General features: G+C 66.6%; 21 protein-coding genes. 16 read left to right on the forward strand and 5 right to left on the reverse strand.

Going from position 1 to position 17,886, the window contains the following annotated elements; translation table 11 throughout:
- Positions 1–404 (forward strand): S1 RNA-binding domain-containing protein (locus D9V32_RS00005; protein WP_121646851.1); only part of this gene is annotated, 404 nt, incomplete at its 5' end.
- 65 nt (positions 405–469) lie between these two features.
- Here D9V32_RS00005 and D9V32_RS00010 read toward each other — a convergent pair.
- Complete coding sequence (locus D9V32_RS00010) at positions 470–1,075, reverse strand: hypothetical protein (protein ID WP_121646852.1); 606 nt, start codon at positions 1,073–1,075, stop codon at positions 470–472.
- Positions 1,076–1,213: 138 nt separating this feature from the next.
- On the opposite strand from D9V32_RS00010, the gene D9V32_RS00015 reads away from it, so the two are divergent.
- The 3 genes from D9V32_RS00015 to D9V32_RS16625 all read left to right on the forward strand — a co-directional run bounded on the left by D9V32_RS00015 (position 1,214) and on the right by D9V32_RS16625 (position 3,938).
- The gene (locus D9V32_RS00015; protein WP_121646853.1) at positions 1,214–1,597 is read left to right on the forward strand and encodes a MerR family transcriptional regulator; all 384 of its coding nucleotides are present in this window, start codon (positions 1,214–1,216) and stop codon (positions 1,595–1,597) included.
- On the forward strand, positions 1,594–2,583 hold the full coding sequence (locus D9V32_RS00020) for an aldo/keto reductase (RefSeq protein WP_121646854.1): 990 nt from the start codon (positions 1,594–1,596) through the stop codon (positions 2,581–2,583). The genes D9V32_RS00015 and D9V32_RS00020 overlap by 4 nt, the downstream gene beginning before the upstream one ends.
- 611 nt (positions 2,584–3,194) lie before the next feature.
- Positions 3,195–3,938, forward strand: a complete 744-nt coding sequence (locus D9V32_RS16625) for an RES domain-containing protein (RefSeq protein WP_121646855.1) — start codon at positions 3,195–3,197, stop codon at positions 3,936–3,938.
- On the opposite strand, the gene D9V32_RS00030 is transcribed toward D9V32_RS16625, so the two are convergent.
- Entirely contained in the window at positions 3,935–4,303 is a 369-nt protein-coding gene (locus D9V32_RS00030; RefSeq protein ID WP_121646856.1) for a DoxX family protein, read from the reverse strand. The two genes, D9V32_RS16625 and D9V32_RS00030, sit on opposite strands and share 4 nt — an antisense overlap.
- Before the next feature lie 108 nt (positions 4,304–4,411).
- Between D9V32_RS00030 and D9V32_RS00035 the strand changes: the two genes are divergently transcribed.
- From D9V32_RS00035 to D9V32_RS00050, 4 genes are all read left to right on the forward strand, one after another.
- Positions 4,412–4,918, forward strand: a complete 507-nt coding sequence (locus D9V32_RS00035; RefSeq protein WP_121646857.1) for a MarR family winged helix-turn-helix transcriptional regulator — start codon at positions 4,412–4,414, stop codon at positions 4,916–4,918.
- 166 nt (positions 4,919–5,084) lie between these two features.
- Entirely contained in the window at positions 5,085–6,095 is a 1,011-nt protein-coding gene (locus tag D9V32_RS00040; RefSeq protein WP_121646858.1) for an aldo/keto reductase, read from the forward strand.
- 87 nt (positions 6,096–6,182) lie between these two features.
- A complete protein-coding gene (locus D9V32_RS00045) occupies positions 6,183–7,565 on the forward strand; it encodes a M16 family metallopeptidase (RefSeq protein ID WP_121646859.1) in 1,383 nt (460 codons plus the stop codon).
- Complete coding sequence (locus D9V32_RS00050) at positions 7,562–8,164, forward strand: histidine phosphatase family protein (protein WP_121646860.1); 603 nt, start codon at positions 7,562–7,564, stop codon at positions 8,162–8,164. The genes D9V32_RS00045 and D9V32_RS00050 overlap by 4 nt, the downstream gene beginning before the upstream one ends.
- A gap of 61 nt (positions 8,165–8,225) precedes the next feature.
- Here the strand turns inward: D9V32_RS00050 and D9V32_RS00055 are convergent, their stop codons facing one another.
- Complete coding sequence (locus D9V32_RS00055) at positions 8,226–8,684, reverse strand: GNAT family N-acetyltransferase (protein WP_121646861.1); 459 nt, start codon at positions 8,682–8,684, stop codon at positions 8,226–8,228.
- Positions 8,685–8,734: 50 nt separating this feature from the next.
- Here D9V32_RS00055 and dapB point away from each other — a divergent pair, with 50 nt between their 5' ends.
- From dapB to D9V32_RS00085, 6 genes are all read left to right on the forward strand, one after another.
- On the forward strand, positions 8,735–9,475 hold the full coding sequence (dapB, locus tag D9V32_RS00060; protein ID WP_121646862.1) for a 4-hydroxy-tetrahydrodipicolinate reductase: 741 nt from the start codon (positions 8,735–8,737) through the stop codon (positions 9,473–9,475).
- The gene (locus D9V32_RS00065; protein ID WP_121646863.1) at positions 9,475–9,918 is read left to right on the forward strand and encodes a hypothetical protein; all 444 of its coding nucleotides are present in this window, start codon (positions 9,475–9,477) and stop codon (positions 9,916–9,918) included. The genes dapB and D9V32_RS00065 overlap by 1 nt, the downstream gene beginning before the upstream one ends.
- Before the next feature lie 119 nt (positions 9,919–10,037).
- Positions 10,038–10,967 (forward strand): ABC transporter ATP-binding protein, encoded by a 930-nt coding sequence (locus tag D9V32_RS00070; protein WP_121646864.1) that lies wholly within the window; start codon positions 10,038–10,040, stop codon positions 10,965–10,967.
- The gene (locus tag D9V32_RS00075) at positions 10,964–11,845 is read left to right on the forward strand and encodes an ABC transporter permease (protein ID WP_121646865.1); all 882 of its coding nucleotides are present in this window, start codon (positions 10,964–10,966) and stop codon (positions 11,843–11,845) included. Before D9V32_RS00070 ends, D9V32_RS00075 begins: the two co-directional genes overlap by 4 nt.
- A gap of 23 nt (positions 11,846–11,868) precedes the next feature.
- Entirely contained in the window at positions 11,869–13,092 is a 1,224-nt protein-coding gene (locus D9V32_RS00080) for a sensor histidine kinase (RefSeq protein ID WP_183086100.1), read from the forward strand.
- Entirely contained in the window at positions 13,089–13,754 is a 666-nt protein-coding gene (locus tag D9V32_RS00085; protein ID WP_121646867.1) for a response regulator, read from the forward strand. The genes D9V32_RS00080 and D9V32_RS00085 overlap by 4 nt, the downstream gene beginning before the upstream one ends.
- A gap of 173 nt (positions 13,755–13,927) precedes the next feature.
- Here the strand turns inward: D9V32_RS00085 and D9V32_RS00090 are convergent, their stop codons facing one another.
- Positions 13,928–14,818 (reverse strand): TIGR01777 family oxidoreductase, encoded by an 891-nt coding sequence (locus D9V32_RS00090; protein ID WP_121646868.1) that lies wholly within the window; start codon positions 14,816–14,818, stop codon positions 13,928–13,930.
- 20 nt (positions 14,819–14,838) lie between these two features.
- Positions 14,839–15,264, reverse strand: a complete 426-nt coding sequence (locus tag D9V32_RS00095) for an OsmC family protein (protein WP_121646869.1) — start codon at positions 15,262–15,264, stop codon at positions 14,839–14,841.
- A gap of 305 nt (positions 15,265–15,569) precedes the next feature.
- Here D9V32_RS00095 and thyX point away from each other — a divergent pair, with 305 nt between their 5' ends.
- Both thyX and D9V32_RS00105 read left to right on the forward strand, forming a co-directional pair.
- Positions 15,570–16,268 (forward strand): FAD-dependent thymidylate synthase, encoded by a 699-nt coding sequence (thyX, locus tag D9V32_RS00100; RefSeq protein ID WP_220700632.1) that lies wholly within the window; start codon positions 15,570–15,572, stop codon positions 16,266–16,268.
- A gap of 145 nt (positions 16,269–16,413) precedes the next feature.
- On the forward strand, positions 16,414–17,790 hold the full coding sequence (locus tag D9V32_RS00105) for an LLM class flavin-dependent oxidoreductase (protein WP_121646871.1): 1,377 nt from the start codon (positions 16,414–16,416) through the stop codon (positions 17,788–17,790).
- Positions 17,791–17,886: the final 96 nt, after the last annotated feature.

A 17,886-nucleotide genomic window follows, 5' to 3' on the forward strand; every position in this document is an offset into this window, starting at 1 on the left:
TCAACGCGATCCAGGACGAGACCGGCGCGGACATCTCGATCGAAGAGGACGGCACCGTGTACATCGGCGCCGTGGACGGTCCGTCGGCCGAGGCTGCGCGTGCGCAGGTCAACGCCATCGCGAACCCCACCAACCCCGAGATCGGTGAGCAGTTCCTCGGAACCGTCGTGAAGCTCGCCGCCTTCGGTGCGTTTGTGTCGCTGCTGCCCGGCAAGGACGGCCTGCTGCACATCTCCGAGGTGCGCAAGCTCGCCGGTGGCAAGCGCGTGGAGAACGTCGAAGACGTGCTCGGCGTGGGCCAGAAGGTTCTCGTTGAGATCACCAAGATCGACGACCGCGGCAAGCTGTCGCTGTCGCCGGTTCTGGCCGATGAGGCCGCAGCCGAGGCTCCGGCCGAGGACTAATCCTCAGTAGGTAAAACACCGCCGCCCGTCCCGTTTTCGGGGCGGGCGGCGGTGTTTTGTGCGGGCTAGGGTCCCTCGGCCAGGAGCTCGGCTTCGGTCTTGGTGATGGTGGGAAGCGCGGCCCGGTCAGTGTGATCGAGGATCTTCGGGAGGTCGGGGCTCTGCGTGTCGACCCGCTGGAAGCGCGTCCGGGTGTTCTTTTGGGTGGCCGCGAAGAAGCCCGCAGGCCCGCCAACAATGGCGTATCCACCGATGGGATCCTGTGCGCCATACATTGCCGGGGTCAGGAAGACCGCATAGGGGCCGCCGGTTTCCAGCGCGGAAAACCCCGTGTTTTCATCGATGCCCGGAGTCGCAACCTCGATGGTGTCGCCGCTCAGCTCGCCCGACACCACCGACACCACCCGGACGATATCGAAAACGATCGGTGCGGAATCCGGCAGACCGTATCCCTCGGGCAGCGGCACCTCGTGCGTGCGCCCGGTGGGCTCAACCACGGCGATCGCACTCGCCCGCTGGGCAAGCTCATCGAGGCTCGAATACTCGTAAGCCCGAAATCCCCGGTCCTGAATATCGGGAATCCTCAGTGACTCGGATGCTGCGGCGCACCCCGCCATACCCGCAAGGAGGCCCACGCCAAGTGTCCCCACCAGGAAGTTTCGACCTCGCATGTTTCCCCCGCCTCAATTGATAAGTCATCTTCACACTGTGCGATGTGGGAGCGCAACGAAAACCGGGTAATTGGAAGAGTCCGACATCGCGACCAAACGCTTGACCTGGAGTGCACTCCAGGGTCTATCGTGGCGACTATGAGCGACACCATCACCGACCTCTCGATCTCCGCCCTCGCGGACCTCTCCGGGGTCTCCATCGATACGCTGCGATACTACGAGCGTGCCAACCTCTTCGTGCGGCCGGTTCGCCGGGACGAGGCAGGCCGGCGACGCTACGGAGAGCGCGACGTGATCTGGGTCCAGTTTGTGACCCGGCTGCGCGCCACCGGCATGGGGATCACCACGATCGCCGAGTACACCCGGTTGGCACGTCTCGGTGAGGCCACGAACCCCGAGCGGCTCGCGCTGCTTGAGGAGCATCGGGAGCACGTGGTGGAAAAGCTCAGGGAGACTCAGGCGAGCCTCGACGCGATCTCCTACAAGATCGCCGAATACGAACGAAAGGTAGCCGACCTATGAAAACCACCACACTGGGCAGCGAAAACACCCCGAATGGAGCCCTGACCGTGGGCCGTCTCGGCCTCGGCTGCATGGGAATGTCCGCGTTCTACTCCGGCGCGGGGCAGGACGATGCGGCCTCGATCCGCACGATCCACCGCGCACTCGACCTCGGCGTCACCCTGATCGATACCGCCGAAATGTACGGCCCGTACACAAACGAAACCCTCGTCGGTCAGGCCCTTGCGGGGCGTCGCGACGAGGTCACCCTCGCCACCAAGTTCGGCATTCTGCCGGCCGGTGAGGGCGAGCGGCGTTTTGATGGTTCCCCCGAAAACGTGCACCGCTCGATCGACGGATCCCTCCAGCGGCTCGGTACCGACTACGTGGACCTCTACTACCTGCACCGGGTTGACCCGAACGTGGCCATCGAGGAAACCGTGGGTGCGCTGGCCGAGTTGGTTGCGGCGGGAAAGATCCGGCACATCGGACTCTCCGAGGCCGCCGCGGACACCATTCGCCGTGCCCACGCCGTGCACCCGATCACCGCGGTCCAGACCGAGTATTCGCTCTGGACCCGCGACCCCGAGGCGGAGATCCTGCCGGTCGTGCGCGAACTCGGCATCGGATTTGTGCCGTATTCGCCGCTCGGCCGGGGGTTCCTGACCGGCACCATTCGCACCCTCGACGGCCTGGACGAAAACGACTTCCGTCGCTTCAATCCGCGCTTTGCCGGCGACAGCCTGGAGGCCAACATTCGCATCGTCGAGCAGGTGGATGCGGTCGCCCGTGAACTCGATGCGACCCCGGGGCAGGTGGCCCTCGCCTGGCTGCTGGCCCAGGGCGAGCACATTGCCCCGATCCCCGGCACCCGCAAGGTAGCGAACCTCGAGCAGAACGTGTCCGCTGATGTCCTAGAACTGAGCGCAGCTCAGCTCGCGGCCCTCGACGCCGTGGCCGCCCCGGTGGGGGAGCGCTACCCCGATATGTCCTCGCTCAACCGCTAACTACGCGGAATTAGATGCTCTAGAGGGTGCCCCGATCCGTGTGGATCGGGGCACCCTCGTGCGTTCACGAATCGGCGAGAGCGGACTAGCCGGATGAAAGTGCCCGTTATCTGGTTGCCCTGAACATCCCCGAGGCAGAGACTGAGGCAAACAGGGAGGAACCTCCTGCTCATTCACTCATCACCGCCGGCCACACGCTCGACAGCGAGCCCATGGGCCAAAATCCTAGGCCCGTGCTTTACCGCCGATTCGCTGCGCACCGAGCTGGGTCTCACCCCGGCCGCGGCCGCCGATGCATTCGCATCCCTGCGGGTCCTCAGCCTGAAAACCGCCGATGACGTTGAGGTTTTTCCCGCTTTTCAGTTTGTCGACGGGAAGCCCGTTCGCGGGCTGAACGCGGTACTCGAGGCACTCAGCGTTGGCACCGATGATCGCTGGACGTGGGCTCAATGGCTGAATACGCCGCGGCCCGCAGAGCCCCGGGCTTATCGTGGCACCCGCGTCCACAATGATGCCCGTTCCACCCTCGTGCGCAACATCGACTGCCTGGCCTCGGGAGATGTGGACGGAACCGTCACCGCCGCTCGGCGGACGGCGGCGAACTGGGCATCATGACGGCGGTTCTCGGCTCGCCGGATACGCACGCCGACTACTCGGGATTTCCACGACGAGGGATCCCCGCGGGGTCGACGCTTTTTCGAGCTCACAGCACCACGCGTTCGGCATGGTGGTTCGACAGCGGTCCGTACGGCAGATTCAACCTCCCGAGTCCGAGAGGTACGTGCTACGTATCTACTCTGGTTGAAACCGCCGTTCGCGAGCGCGTTCGTTCGGAAATTCAACTCTCTGGAGTTGTTTCAACCGCTTTTGCGTCGTCGTTTGTGGTGTCCCGTTTGACCGCCCCACAGAGATATTCGTGTGCGGCGGTGAGCTCGGCACGTGCGGCGCGCTACCAAATCGTGCGCGCGCTGGTCACGACCGCAGATTATCGTCTCACTCGAGAGTGGGCGGGCGTGTTTGGTGATGCGGGGTTCAGCGGCATCAGCTATGGGTTCGCTTTCACCACTGGGAGACCAACCGCGCTGGGACTGTTCGGCACGGAGGGAAAACCCGGCGACGGCTTTACATCTGCGCGCCGCCTCGCCGGCAATCAAGCCTGCATGATTGCGGGTCCTGAAGTAGCCAGTGCGCCCGACGCCGCAGCCCTCGAGCTGGTCCGCCCGGGTCTCACCACAGAAACGGCCGCGACCGGAAAACCGGTCGCGGCCGAACGAACGGCTGTGCCCGCTGACGCCGTGCCCGCTGACGCTGTGCCCGCTGACGCTGTGCCAGCAGACGCTGTGCCAGCTGGCTAGGAAGCGATGTAGAGGAACCCGAGTACGGCGCTCGCGAGGCTCAGCAGGGTGAGCACCACCACGGGGATGACGGGCTCCCTGTGGCGCACGTGGATCACGATCGCACCGATCATGATGACGGCCAGACCGAGCGCGGCAATCGGGGTGAGCACGGGGGCCACACCGGTGACCACGGGCAGGATCAGGCCGATACCACCAATGACCTCGGCAAGGCCGATGAAGCGGGTGAACGCGGTGGGGAAGCGATCGACGAAGGTCATGCCGCGCTCACTCAGGCGCGGGATGGGGGTTACCACCTTCATCCCGCCGGAACCGATAAAGGCGAGTGCCAGCAGGGCGTTGAGAATGATCAGGGCAATAAACACGGGGTCTCCTTGGGGAATGGCCCTGAAAACGGGCAGGTGATCACCGTAGCGAAAATTATTTGAACTCGCAAGTATTGAAGGTTCACGCAAATTGGATAGGGTGGACGTATGGAAACCCCGCGCTGGCTCAACGAGACGGAACTCGCCCTGTGGATGCGCCTGCAGGTGGTGAGTGAGTACTTGCCCGCGAGTATCGATGCGCAGCTCCGCGCCGACGCCGGGCTTACCCGCTACGAGTATCACGTGCTCGCGATGCTATCGGAGGCGGAGGGGCGCAGCCTGCCCATGAGCACGCTGGCCTTCGTTACCAATGGATCGCTCTCTCGGCTTTCCCATGCGGCGCGCAGGCTTGAACAGGAGGGGTGGATTGAACGCACTCGCGTTCCCGCGGATCGCCGCGCGATGATCGCGACACTGACCGACTCCGGCTGGGAGAAGATTGTCCGGTCTGCACCCGGTCACGTCGAGCACGTGCGATCCGAGGTGTTTGACCATCTCACTGCGGAGCAGGTCGCCGCCCTCGAAGTCGCGATCGAACCGCTCGTGCAGGCACTCTTGCCCACCGAGTGCCCCGCCGAGGGGATGGGTGGGGTCGCGCACCCCGCGCAGGACTGACCCGCAGGGCCATTCCCATCACAGCCCGTATCCAAATCGTTATCATCGCCGGAGAAACGCGGGGCCGAGGGGTGATCTGCGGGGTGAAACCTGACGTACACTACGTGTCAGGCGGCCGTTTATCGGCACAATACGCCACCGCGTCGCCTAGAGGGGGAGAGGGCCGATGCTGAATCAGTCGGTAGCGAGGGTTGAGTCAATTCCGTTGACCCTGCCCGGGCTCGTCTCGCTTCCCGAAACACTTCATTCCGATGCGTCTTTGCGTCGTGACCTGGGAGATACCGGGCTGCGGGTTCACCCGATTGCCCTCGGCACCAGCGTTTTCGGCTGGACCGCCCAGACCTCGGACTGCGAGCTGATCCTGGATCGCTATGCGGAGCAGGGGGGAAACTTCCTTGACACCGCGGACAGCTACTCCGCGGGCCGCAGTGAACACATCATCGGCCAGTGGATGTCGCGGCGCGGAAACCGCGACCGAATGGTGGTTTCGACCAAGGTGGGCCGGCACCCGGACAACCCGGGCCTCGGTTCGGTCAGCGTGGTGCGTGCGGTGGAGGCCAGCCTGGAGCGCCTGCAGACCGATCACATCGACGTGCTCTACTTTCACGATGACGACCCGAGCGTCCCTCTCGAAGACGCTCTGGGTACCGCCGAGTGGCTGATCGAGACCGGAAAGATTCGGCACCTCGCGGTGTCCGGATATCGCCCGGAGCGCCTGGTCCAGGCGCGCATTCTCGCAGCCTCCGGCTACCCTCGGATCGCCGCGGTGGGCACCCACTACTCGCTCCTGCACCGCAGCAGCTATGAGGGTTCCCTCGAACTCGTTTCGCGGGGGCAGCACCTCGCCGTATTGCCCTACCTGACCCTGGAAAACGGCTTCCTGAGCGGCAAGTACCGCTCACGCGCGCAGCTCGACACCTCCGCCCGTGGCACCCGTGTCTCAAGCCTGGTGAACCGCCAGGGTCTGCGTGCGCTCCAGGTGCTCGATCGCGTGGCGGAGGAGCAGGAGCAAAGCCCGACCTCGGTTGCGCTCGCCTGGGTGCTGTCGCGCCCCGGCATCACGGCACCCGTGGTCAGCGCTAACGATCCCGAGCAGGTTGATGCCCTGATGGCGGCACCAAATATTGAGCTCACGCGCACCCAGCGTGCCGACCTCGAAAAGGTGTGGCACTCGTAGACTCGGTCCCGGCCGGGTTTGTGCCAATTTGGCCCCGCGCCGAACAAACCTTCGGTTCTTCGCCCGACCTGGCCTAGGGTGGAGCCGATGATTCCCCCGAGAGAGTTCCCACTCACCGAGCCCAGTATTGACTTCGAGACCGCGGCCGGTTCCCGGATCCGCCGCACCGTTTTGCCCACCGGGCTTCGGATTCTCAGCGAGGAAATGCCCGCCGCACAGAGCGCCACGATCGGCTTTTGGGTGGGGGTGGGTTCGCGTGACGAGCTCGCCACCGACTCCGCGGTCGGTGCCTCCGGCTTTGGGTCCACACACTTCCTGGAGCACCTGCTCTTCAAGGGCACGCCCTCACGCAGCGCCCTGGATATCGCCATCGCGTTCGACGCCGTGGGTGGCGAGCACAACGCCCTCACGGCGAAGGAGTACACCTGCTACTACGCCAAGGTGCGCGACCAGGACCTCTCGATGGCCACCTCCGTCCTCGCCGATATGATCGCCTCCTCGCTGATCGACCCGGAGGAGTTTGAGCGCGAGCGCCAGGTCATCATCGAAGAGCTCGCCATGCGCGAAGACGACCCCGGCACCGCGGTCTGGGAACTCCTGTTTGAGGCGGTACTGGGCGATCACCCGCTCGCGCGTCCGATCGGCGGAACCCCGCAGACCATCGAGGAGTGCACCCGCGAGGCCGTGCTGGAACACTATGCACGCAACTACCGCGCCGCCGACGTCGTGATCTCCGCGGCGGGCGCCGTGCGCCACGACGAACTGGTGGCCGAGGTTGTGGCCGCGCTGACCGCAGCCGGCTGGGATCAGAGCATCGAGGCCGCACCGGTTTCGCGTCGCCCACTGGTGGCCGTAGACACCACGCCCGCCCGCAGCCTCATCGTTGAGCACCGCCCGATCGAGCAGGTGCACCTGCTGCTCGGCTGCACCGGCATTGCGATGCGGGATGAGCGATGGCCGGTCATGAGCATCCTCAACTCAATCCTCGGCGGCGGCATGTCCTCGCGCCTGTTCCAGGAGGTGCGCGAAAAGCGCGGGCTCGCCTACTCGGTGTACTCGTTCTCCAGCGCATTTTCAGACACCGGGGTGTTCGGGATGGGTGCCGCCTGCACCCCGGCCCGCGCCCGCGAGGTCGCCGATCTGATGCACGCCGAGCTGGTCGCTATGGCCACGGACGGTGTGACCGAGGAGGAGCTGTCGCGCGCCCTCGGTCAGCTCTCGGGGGCTTCCGCGTTGGCACTCGAGGACTCCGATTCCCGGATGTCCCGGTTGGGCCGCGCCGACCTGATTCTCGGCGAGTTCCAGGAATTGGACACCATCCTGGGAATGCTGGCCTCCGTCACCGCCGAGGACGTGCGTACGCTCGCGCGTGAACTCGCGGATCGCTCGTTTACGGTTGCCGCCGTCGGCGCAATCGACGAGAGTGTATTTGATGGCTTTGGCGAGCCCGGGGAAGGAAATCGATCATGAGTCAGTACCTGTACCTGGTGCGGCACGGCGAACAGCAGGACGCGGAACACGGCCTACCGGATGGCCCGCTCTCTCCGCGCGGACGCCGACAGGCCCGCCTGATCGGCGAGCGTCTGAGCGGCCTGCCGCTGAACGCCGCGTATCACTCCCCGCTCCAGCGCGCGGCCGAAACCGCGGAACTCATCGCCGAGCGCCTGCCCTCGATCACACTTGAGCCCTCGGCCCTGCTGTTTGACTGCGTTCCGACCGGCAAGACCCCGGACACCCCGAGCGCCTACGAGCCGTTCTTCGGCGGTATCACCGATGCCGAAACCGAGGCCGGTACCGCGCAGATGAACGACGCCGTTGCCGAGTTCCTGGCTCCGAAGAGTGGCGAGCGACACGATCTGATCATCAGTCACAACTTCGTGATTGCCTGGTTCGTGCGCGAGGTCCTGGGCGCGCCGGACTGGCGCTGGATGACCCTCGACCAGGCCAACTGCGGGCTCACGGTGATTCACCGCAAGCCCGGGCGCCCGTGGAGCCTGCTCACGCACAACGACCTTGCTCACCTGCCGGTTGAGCTGCGTACCGGCCTGCCGGACCCGCTGCCGGTATAGCGCGCATTACAGCAACAGCCTCGCCCGAGAACTCGGGCGAGGCTGTTGCTGTGTGATGGCTCTAGCCGGCGAGCGTCTTGCCGTACCAGTGGTTGGCGTTCGGGTTGCTGTTGTAGGGGGCGATCTCCGCGAAACCCGAGCTGCGATACAGGCCACCGGCGGCCGCGAGGGTCGCGTTGGTGTCGAGCACGAGCTCGGTGGCACCGAGCGTGCGGGCCTCGGTCTCGAGGCGTTCGAGCAGGCGGCGGCCGTGGCCGGCGCCGCGCGCCGCGGGACGCAGGAACACGTGCTTGACCTCGAACCGCTCGGGGGAGAGGGCGCGCACCCCGCCGCAGCCCACCGGCTCGCCATCCACCACGAGCACGATGAAGGCACCGACGGGGGCGACGAAGTTTTCCGGGTTGGGGGCGTTGACGACGTAGTCGCCGTCTTCAAAACCCTCCGCACGCTCGATGAAGTATTCCTCGAGCAGCGCGGCTGCGTCGTGGGAGTCGGTGCGGAGGGCCAAAAAAGTCTGCATGCTTCCATCGTACGTCTCGGAGAACCGGGCGGGCTTGCTAGATTAGGGGCATGACTACACGGGTTGCGATTGTTGGTGCCAGCGGAAAAATGGGGCGGCTGTTTGGTCGCCTGATCGAGGCTCATCCCGACTATGAGGTGCACGCCGCGCTGACCTCGAAGAGCGAGCTCAGCGAGATGGACGGTGCCGACCTCGTTGTCGACGTGAGCACCCCCGCGGTGAGTGCCGACGTCGTCGCCCACGCGCTGGCCGCCGGAGCAAACGTGCTGGTGGGTACCTCGGGCTGGTCACGGGAACGTCTCGACGTGCTTGAACGCTCGATTCCCGCCGGTCGCGGCGTGCTGATCATCCCCAACTTCTCGGTGGGTTCGGCCCTCGGTACCGCGCTGTCGATCCTGGCCTCGCGCTTCTACGAGTCGATCGAGATCATCGAGTCGCACGCGTCCACCAAGATCGATTCCCCGAGCGGAACCGCGGTGCGCACCGCCGAGCTGATCGACCGCGCCCGCGCGGATCTTGGCCCGGTCGAGGCACCGCACGCGGATCAGCGGGCACGTGGGGAACTGATCGCCGGCATCCCGGTGCACAGCCTGCGTCAGCGCGGCATCGTGGCCCAGCAGCGCGTAATTCTTGGTGGTCCGGGCGAAACCCTGACCATCGCGCACGACACCATCGATCAGGGTGCCTATGAGCACGGCATCACGCTGGCCCTGGAAAAGGTTCAGGGTATGACCGGCCTCGTGGTGGGCCTCGAGAACGTCATCGATCTGGGTCTCGGCGGCACCAACTAGTGCGCGCTCGCCTTCCCGCCATTCTGGTTTCGGCCTTCCTCGTTGTCTGCCTCGTTCTGGTGGGGCAGAAGGCATTCATCGCGTTTGGTACCGGCGAACCCATCGCCATCGCCATCGGCCTCGCCCTCGTGGTGCTAATTCTCGCCGGCATGTGGGCGCTGTGGCGCGAACTGCGCTTCGGCTCGGCATCCACCCGCCTCGGAAACCTGCTCGAGGAGCGTGGCCAGCTGCCCGAGGACGAGGTGCCCGTACGCCCGAGTGGCCGGCCCGATCGTGAGGCCGTGGACAGGCTCTTCCCCGCCTACCGGGAGGCCGTGGAGGCCCACCCCGAGAGCTGGGTGGCCTGGTTCCGCCTGGGCATCGTCTACGACGGTGCCGGCGATCGCACCCGCGCCCGCCACGCCATTCGTGAGGCGATTCGGCTGGAGCGCGCCGCGCGCTAGCCGTAGCGCACGCACTACCCGCCGCGCGCGGGACCTGGGCGCGGGGTCAACCGATCGGTTGACCCCGTGTCCGTCATCCGGGCCTCTTTTTGGGTCTTCGCGAACGCAACCATGGAAGCATGACGGTTGCACTGCAGATTCGAGAGTTACGGAAGTCCTACGGAGATACTGTGGCGGTGTCCGGGCTGAGCTTCGATGTCGAGGCGGGAAGCCTCACGGCCCTGCTCGGATCGAACGGCGCCGGGAAGTCCACCACCATTGCCTGCATTACCACCCTGCTCGGTGTTGATTCGGGAGAGATCAGCGTGGGTGGCGATCGGGTATCCGCCGGGGCCGAGGCCGCCGCGCGCATTCGGCGGCGGCTCGGGGTGGTGTTCCAAGACTCGGTGCTCGATCCGCTGCTCAGCGTGCGCGAAAACCTGAGCACCCGCGCCCGCCTCTACGGGCTGGACGCCGCCCAGACCCGCACGCGCATCGACGAGCTTGCGACCCTGGTGGATCTCACCGCGTTTCTGGATCGCCGCTACGGCACCCTCTCCGGTGGGCAGCGACGCCGCGCCGATATCGCCCGTGCGCTCATCCACTCGCCGGAGATTTTGATCCTGGACGAACCCACCGCGGGGCTTGATCCGGCGAGTCGTGAACGCATCTGGGACGCCATTCACGCCCTGCGCGCGCACACCGGGATGACCGTGCTGCTGACCACCCACTACCTCGCCGAAACCGAGATGGCCGATGACGTGCTGATCATCGCCGCGGGTGTCCTGGTCGAGCGCGGCTCGGCCGCCGAACTGCGGGCACGGCTCGGCACCAGCCGACTGAGCATCACCGCGCGGCCGGACGCCGAGGCGCTCATCCGCGCCTGCGCGGCACTGCCCGGCTCGCGCAGCGGTGACCGCTACGACCTGCGCCTACCCGGCGCCGCGGTCGCCCTCGACCTGATCGCCGAGTATCGCGCCGATATCCTCGACTTCGAGTTCCGGCACGGCACGATGGACGACGTGTTCCTCGCCGTGACCGAGACCCCCTCCACTAAGGACGCAGCATGAGCACGATTCTGACCCTGACCCGGCGCAACCTCCGCCTGTTCTTCCGCGACCGCATGCGGGTGTTCTTCTCCCTGCTCTCCGCCCTGATCCTGGTGGGCCTCTACGTGTTCTTCCTGGGTGCCCAGGTGACCAGCGCGGTGACCGCGCAGCTGCCGGGTGCCCCCGCAGAGGATGCCGACCGTTTCATCCGCGCCTGGGTGTTTGCGGGCGTCATCATGATCACCTCGCTCACCGCGAGCCTCGGCGCGATGGCCGTGTTCGTGGACGACCGGGTGGCCCACCGATTCGATGATTTCCTGGTGGCCCCGCCCCGTCGCGGCAGCCTCACCGTGGGATACCTGCTGGCGGCGTTCATCGTCGCGGCGCTCCTCTCGCTGCTGCTTCTCGTTGCCGCGCAGGCATACCTCGCCCTGACCGGTGGCGGCATGGATGCGGGGGAGTTTGTCGCGGCCGCGGGTATCACCGTGCTGTGCTGCCTGACGTTCGCGGCGCTGTCCGCGTTTGTGTCCACGTTTATCGGATCCTCCGGGGCCTTCGCCGCGCTTTCCACCATCGTGGGCACCGCGGTCGGGTTCCTCGCCGGGGCCTACGTGCCGATGGGCACCCTTCCCGCCTCGGTGGCGAACGTGTTGAATGCGCTGCCGTTTGCCCAGGCGGCGAGCCTCGTGCGCGGCCCGCTCACCGCGGCCTCGCTCGACACCCTGGATGCCGCGCTGCCGGGCTCCGGGGCCTCGCTGGGGGAGTACTTCGGCGTGAGCGCCACGGTCGGCAATACCGAGCTCACGACGCCGCTGCTCCTCGCGATTCTCTGCGGGCTCGGGATCCTGTTCCTGCTGCTCGCGATCGCCCGCTTCGGAAAGCGCCTGCGTACCGCGTGAGGGGCTGTGTCACAATGAGGGACATGACGGTCAGACGGGGATGGGACATCGCGGTCTCCGTCTGCCTGGTGATGCTCACGCTGCTCGCAGTGCTGTCCTCCGTGAACACCGAGATTTCCCGGATTCCCCTCGCGGTGCGCGGAGTCCTGCTTGCCGTCGGCCTGGCGGCTCTCCTCGCGTACTATCTCATCTGGGCACGTCCCCGGCTGGGCACCGAATCCGAGGGCTGGGGCGTACTCGCCGTCGTCGTGATCGGCGCGCTGCTCACGCTGTCGAGCCCCAACATGTTCACCGCCCAGGTGATCATCTACCCGCTGATCTGGCAGGGCAGCCGGGGCCTGCGCCGCCCCGTGATTGTCTCTGCACTGGCGGCCATCGCGATGACCACCACCTCGATCCTGGGGGCCGCCAACCCGGACTGGATCAGCAGCGCCATCGCCATCGGCCTGGTTTCCTACGCGTTCAACCTCGCGATGGGGCTCTGGATATCCGGCATCGCCCGGGTGGGTTCCGAAAACGCGCGCCTGTACGCCGAACTCCAGCTGCGACAGGAGGAGATCGCCGCACTCAACCGGGATGCCGGGGCGATGCATGAGCGCGGACGCCTCTCCCGCGACCTCCACGACACCGTGGCGCAAACCCTCACCGGCGTGGTGATGCTCTCGCGCAGCGCGCTGCGGCAGGCCGAGAGCGGGTCACCGAAACTCGTGGATACCGTGCGCCTGATCGAGTCCAGCGCAGCCGAGGCGCTCGCCGAAACCCGGGCGATGGTCGCGATGGCCTCGTCTCTGGAGGAGTCGACCCTGGCCGAAACCCTCGAACGGTTTTGCACGCGCTTCTCTCGAGAAACCGGAATCTCCGTCGATCTGCGTCTCGGGCTCGACCAGGCCACCGTCCTCACCCGTGCCGAGGAGGTCATCCTGCTGCGCTGCGTGCAGGAGGGCCTCGCGAACGTGCGGAAGCACTCGGGGGCCAACGCCGTGCGAATCGAAACCGCGCGGACCGACGCGGGTATCCGGCTCACCCTCGCCGATAACGGTCGCGGGCCGGGCGCATCGATCGCGGTGGTGGGCGGACAGTTCGGCCTGGCCGGTCTGGCCGAGCGTCTCGCCGGTGTGGGCGGTGCCGTTGCCCTCGCGGCCGATCCCGGTGGGGGAGCGCTGCTGAGCGTCGACCTGCCACTCGCGAGCGTGGCCGCACCCATTCCGAAACCACGAGCATCCGACACAACCGAGGACCACGCATGACCCCCGCCGCCCCGACCTCAACCCCGATCGAGCTGCGCGTCTTCGTGGTGGACGATCACCCGATCGTCCGTGCGGGTATCTCGGCCACCCTCGAGGACGCCGACGGCATCGTGGTGGTGGGTACGGCATCGAGCGGCCCCGAGGCGGTCGCCCGGGTACGGGCGATCCCGGTGGACGTCGTGCTGATGGACCTCCGCATGCCCGGCGGCGACGGTGTTGCGGCGACCGCGGAGATTCTCGCGCTGTGTCCGGACACCCGGGTGCTGATCCTCACCACCTATGAGAGCGATGATGCGATCCTCGACGCGATCGAGGCGGGTGCCGCGGGCTATCTGCTGAAGGCCGCCCCGGAGGAGGAGATCATCGCCGGGGTGCGCGCGGTGGCCGCGGGCAAAACCGTGCTGGCGCCGGAGATCGCGGCCGCGCTGGTGTCTCGCATGCGGGCACCGGCCGTACCGGCCGGCCCCACCCTGACCCCGCGCGAGCGCGAGGTGCTCGCCCTTGTCGCCCAGGGTCGCACGAACGGGCAGATCGCGCGTGCACTGCACGTCACCGAGGCCACGGTCAAAACCCACCTGGTGCGCGTCTTTGACAAGCTCGGTGTCGGCGACCGTACCCGCGCGGTCACCCTCGCCCTCGAGCTCGGCATCCTGACCGACTAGGTGCTTCCAAGCGCTCCGCAGGTTGCCAGACTCGTTGTCTGACCTGCGGAGACACGGCAAAACCCCGGTCGTGTGATCGGTTCCTCGGTGAGAGAAACCACAGGGACGGCTCCGGGGTGTGAGCACCGACGCTACAGGAGGTACGGCCCATCGGCAATCAGGGAAAACTGTCCCTAGCGGGGCTCGAGCGCGGCGCGCAGCGCACCCTCAGCGGTGGGATGGGTGAACTCGAAACCCTCGCTGAGGAGCACCGAGGGGCGGATGTGCTGGTCAACCAGCAGGAGATCCTCTGCGGCGTCCTGCAGCACGAGCCGGAGTGCGAAGGCCGGGGCCGGGAGCCAGTAGGGGCGGCCCAGCGTTTCGGCGAGGGCGCGACCGACCTCACCGGCGGTCGCGGGCTCGGGACCCACGATGTTGACCGGCCCGGTCAGGGTCGAGGTCAGCAGGTGTTCCAGCGCGCGCACCTCGTCGTCGAGGGAGACCCAGGGCCAGACGTTTTTGCCCGAGCCGAGCGGGCCGCCAAGACCCAGCTTTGTGAGCGTCAGCATCGGGCCGATCGCCCCGGCCGGATCGAGCACGATCCCGGTGCGCGCGAGCACCACGGTGCAGCGATCGGCGGCCTCGAGGGCCGCGGCCTCCCAGCGCACCGTGAGCCCGGCAAGAAAACCCGCGCCGGTGGGACTGGACTCATCGAGGGTCTCGCCGGGGCGCGAGCCGTAGAAGCCCGAGGCCGAGGCGTTGATCAGGATGCGCGGGGGAGCAGCGGACGTGCGGATCGCCCGCACGAGCGTCTGCGTTCCGGACAGCCGCGAGGTCAGCAGCTGTTCGCGGTACCGCGCCGTCCAGGGAAGCTTGCCGATGCTCGCGCCGCCCAGGTTGATCACGGCCTCGATGCCGTTCAGGGCGTCGCCCGGGACGAAGTGGGCGTCCGGATCCCAGCGCACCTCGTGCTCGGCCGTAGGCTCACGCCGCACCAGCACCCGGAGCTCGTGCCCGGCCGCGCGCAGGCGCGACTGCAGGGCGGAACCAATCAGGCCGGAAGCGCCGGCCAACAGGATGTGCATGATTCCGCCCCGCGTTCCGGCTAGGCCAGGCTCGCCTCGAGGGTGATCTCGATGCCCGCAAGCGCGGCCGAAACCGGGCAGCCGGCCTTTGCCTCGTTCGCGATGCGGTCGAAGTCCTCGGCCGAGATACCCGGAACGCTGGCGTTGACCAGCAGGTGGCTACCGGTGATGCCGGTGCCGGGAACGAAGGTGACGGCGGCGGTGACGTGCAGGCGCTCGGGGGTGAAACCGGCCTCGGTCAGCATGTTCGAGAACGCCATCGAGTAGCAGGACGAGTGCGCCGCACCGATGAGCTCCTCGGGGGTGGTGACGCGGTCCGAACCCTCGGAGCGGGCCTTCCAGTTGACCGGGAGGTTCGCCGCGGAGGACGAGTCCAGGTTGACGGTGCCCGAGCCCTCAAACAGGGACCCGGTCCAGACGGTGGTTGCTTCGCTGGTAATTGCCATGGTGTCCTCCACAGGTAGCGTTGAATGGCCGCCGGACGCTGCGCCCGGAAGGCCTCGTGTACGCCGAGCCTAACCCGTTCCGGGAGCGGGCGCACCTCTCTCCGGGCGTTTTTCCGGGACGATTCCGAATGAATTTTGCCCGTCACTTCGCCGCGCCCGAGACACGGTCGCCCCGGTCGCGTCCATTCGCATCAAACTTCCCGAAGTGGGGGACATTCCGTGAGTGAACTCCGGCCAACCTCGACTCACTCTCGCCACCCACACGATAGGCTGGGGGCGTGTCAGAGATCGAATTCCGCAGCGAAATGACGGTGGAACTGGTTCGTTCAAACGCCAGTGACGCCGATGTCCTGTTTGCCGCCCGGGTGTCCACCCAGGGCGAGCAGACCCTCGAATCCGCCCAGAGCGGTGACGAGGCCACGAGCCGCGACCGCGGACTCATCAACTACCTCATGCGTGACCGCCACGGTTCCCCGTTCGAGCACAACTCGATGACCTTCTACGTGCAGGCACCGATCTTCGTGTTCCGCGAGTTCATGCGTCACCGCATGGCCAGCTACAACGAGGAATCGGGTCGCTACCGTCAGCTGAACCCCACCTTCTACGTGCCCAACGAGAAGCGCAACCTGGTGCAGGAGGGTAAGCCCGGCGCCTACAACTTCCTGCCCGGCACCGCCGAGCAGACCGCGCTGGTTCAGGCCGAGGCCGAGGCCCAGTCGGTCGCCGCCTACGAGTCCTACCAGCGCATGCTGGAGGCCGGTGTGGCACGCGAGGTAGCGCGAATCGTGCTGCCGCTGAACCTCTACTCCTCGATGTACGTGACCGTCAACGCCCGTTCGCTGATGAACTTCCTCAGCCTTCGGACCAAGCGCGAGGGTACGCACTTCCCGTCGTTCCCGCAGCGCGAGATCGAGATGTGTGCCGAGCAGATGGAGAACTTCTTCGCCGAGCTCATGCCGCTCACCTATGAGGCGTTCAACAAGAACGGCCGCGTGGCCCCGTAGCCCGCACCGCTTCACACACCACACCCCCGGTTCACCGGGGGTGTGGTGTTTTTCCGGTGGTGTTTTCGGGGAAGGCCTGAGACGCGTAGGCTGGTGCGACGCACAGAGTGAGTGCACCTCCCCCTCTCCGTCAGGAACCACACGTATGTCCCAGCTGCTGCACTTCAACGCCTTCGAGATGAACACCGTGAGCCACATCAATCACGGACTGTGGGTGCATCCGGAAAACCGTCGTCACGAATACACGGACATCGAGTACTGGGTCGAGACCGCGCAGCTGCTGGAGCGCGGGCTCTTCGACGCAATGTTCCTCGCCGACGTGGTGGGCACCTACAGCGTGTATCGCGGAAGCCGCGACGCCGCGGTCGAGCGCGGTATTCAGATCCCCAACAACGATCCCTTCCTGATCGTGCCGGCCATGGCCGCCGTCACGAAGGATCTGGGGTTCGCCGTGACCTTCGCGACCACCTATGAGTCGCCCTTCGCAAACGCCCGACGCCTCTCGACCCTGGATCACCTCACCAAGGGCCGGATCGCCTGGAACGTCGTGACCGGCTACCTGCCCGATGCCGCCAAAAACTTCGGCCTGAGCGAGCAGGTCACCCACGACGTGCGCTATGAGGTGGCCGAGGAGTTCCTCGAGGTCTCGTACAAGCTGTGGGAGGGCTCCTGGGATCGCGATGCGGTGGTGCGTGACCGCGAGCGCGCAATCTACACCGACCCGCGAAAGGTGCACGAGATCGGGCACGTCGGCAAGTACTTCACCGTGGATGGCCCGCACCTCTCCGAGCCGAGCCCGCAGGGCACCCCGGTGATCTATCAGGCCGGTTCCTCCGGCGCGGGCAAGCTCTTCGCGGCCAACAACGCCGAGGGTGTGTTTGTCTCCTCCCGCACGCTGGCCGAGGTTGCCAAAAACGTCGCCGATCTGCGCGACCTGACCGAGCAGGTGGGCCGCGGCCGCGATGCGATCCGCGCCCTCGCCTCGATCAACATCGTGATCGGCGAAACCGAGGCTGAGGCGAAGCGCAAGACCGAGGAGGTGCTGGCGCTGCGCGACGTGCATGGCTATCTGGTGCACATCGGGGGCGGCACCGGAATCGACTTCTCCGCGGTCGGCAAGAACGAGACGCTGGAGTTCCGCGGACGCGGACACATTGAGTCTTCCGAGGCGGCGCACACCCGCGACGCGAAGGCGAACGGCGCGCAGTTCGTGATCGACAAGCTGACCGATCCGCGCGGGGACGAGTTCTTCGTCTCCGGCACGGTGGAGCAGGTGGCCGACCGGGTCGAGGAGATCGCCGAGGCCACCGGCGTAGACGGCTTCAACCTCGTGCAGTACCTCTCGCCCGGCACCTTCACCGACGTGGTCGAGATGCTCGTGCCCGAGCTACAGAAGCGCGGGCGCTACCGCACCGAGTACACCGAACACACGCTGCGCGAGCGGCTGTTCCCCGGACGGGGCAGCCAGCTTCCCGCCACCCACCCGGCCGCCGCCTATCGCGGGGCATTCGGGGGCGAGTAGCGCCCCGGGGTGTGGCGTTTCGGCGGGGCGCGCGAGCGCACCCCGCCGCCCACACGCTGTTCCGGTGTCGCACGGGAATGTCCCGGCTGGTATCCA

The organism is Mycetocola tolaasinivorans (genome assembly GCF_003667565.1).
GTDB lineage: Bacteria > Actinomycetota > Actinomycetes > Actinomycetales > Microbacteriaceae > Mycetocola > Mycetocola tolaasinivorans.

Bases quoted from the DNA above. Each gene is read 5' to 3' on its own strand.
- D9V32_RS00010 (WP_121646852.1), bottom strand. From the start codon at position 1,075: ATGCGAGGTCGAAACTTCCTGGTGGGGACACTTGGCGTGGGCCTCCTT.
- D9V32_RS00015 (WP_121646853.1), top strand. From the start codon at position 1,214: ATGAGCGACACCATCACCGACCTCTCGATCTCCGCCCTCGCGGACCTC.
- D9V32_RS00020 (WP_121646854.1), top strand. From the start codon at position 1,594: ATGAAAACCACCACACTGGGCAGCGAAAACACCCCGAATGGAGCCCTG.
- D9V32_RS16625 (WP_121646855.1), top strand. From the start codon at position 3,195: ATGACGGCGGTTCTCGGCTCGCCGGATACGCACGCCGACTACTCGGGA.
- D9V32_RS00035 (WP_121646857.1), top strand. From the start codon at position 4,412: ATGGAAACCCCGCGCTGGCTCAACGAGACGGAACTCGCCCTGTGGATG.
- D9V32_RS00040 (WP_121646858.1), top strand. From the start codon at position 5,085: ATGCTGAATCAGTCGGTAGCGAGGGTTGAGTCAATTCCGTTGACCCTG.
- D9V32_RS00045 (WP_121646859.1), top strand. From the start codon at position 6,183: ATGATTCCCCCGAGAGAGTTCCCACTCACCGAGCCCAGTATTGACTTC.
- D9V32_RS00050 (WP_121646860.1), top strand. From the start codon at position 7,562: ATGAGTCAGTACCTGTACCTGGTGCGGCACGGCGAACAGCAGGACGCG.
- D9V32_RS00055 (WP_121646861.1), bottom strand. From the start codon at position 8,684: ATGCAGACTTTTTTGGCCCTCCGCACCGACTCCCACGACGCAGCCGCG.
- dapB (WP_121646862.1), top strand. From the start codon at position 8,735: ATGACTACACGGGTTGCGATTGTTGGTGCCAGCGGAAAAATGGGGCGG.
- D9V32_RS00070 (WP_121646864.1), top strand. From the start codon at position 10,038: ATGACGGTTGCACTGCAGATTCGAGAGTTACGGAAGTCCTACGGAGAT.
- D9V32_RS00075 (WP_121646865.1), top strand. From the start codon at position 10,964: ATGAGCACGATTCTGACCCTGACCCGGCGCAACCTCCGCCTGTTCTTC.
- D9V32_RS00080 (WP_183086100.1), top strand. From the start codon at position 11,869: ATGACGGTCAGACGGGGATGGGACATCGCGGTCTCCGTCTGCCTGGTG.
- D9V32_RS00085 (WP_121646867.1), top strand. From the start codon at position 13,089: ATGACCCCCGCCGCCCCGACCTCAACCCCGATCGAGCTGCGCGTCTTC.
- D9V32_RS00090 (WP_121646868.1), bottom strand. From the start codon at position 14,818: ATGCACATCCTGTTGGCCGGCGCTTCCGGCCTGATTGGTTCCGCCCTG.
- D9V32_RS00095 (WP_121646869.1), bottom strand. From the start codon at position 15,264: ATGGCAATTACCAGCGAAGCAACCACCGTCTGGACCGGGTCCCTGTTT.
- thyX (WP_220700632.1), top strand. From the start codon at position 15,570: ATGACGGTGGAACTGGTTCGTTCAAACGCCAGTGACGCCGATGTCCTG.
- D9V32_RS00105 (WP_121646871.1), top strand. From the start codon at position 16,414: ATGTCCCAGCTGCTGCACTTCAACGCCTTCGAGATGAACACCGTGAGC.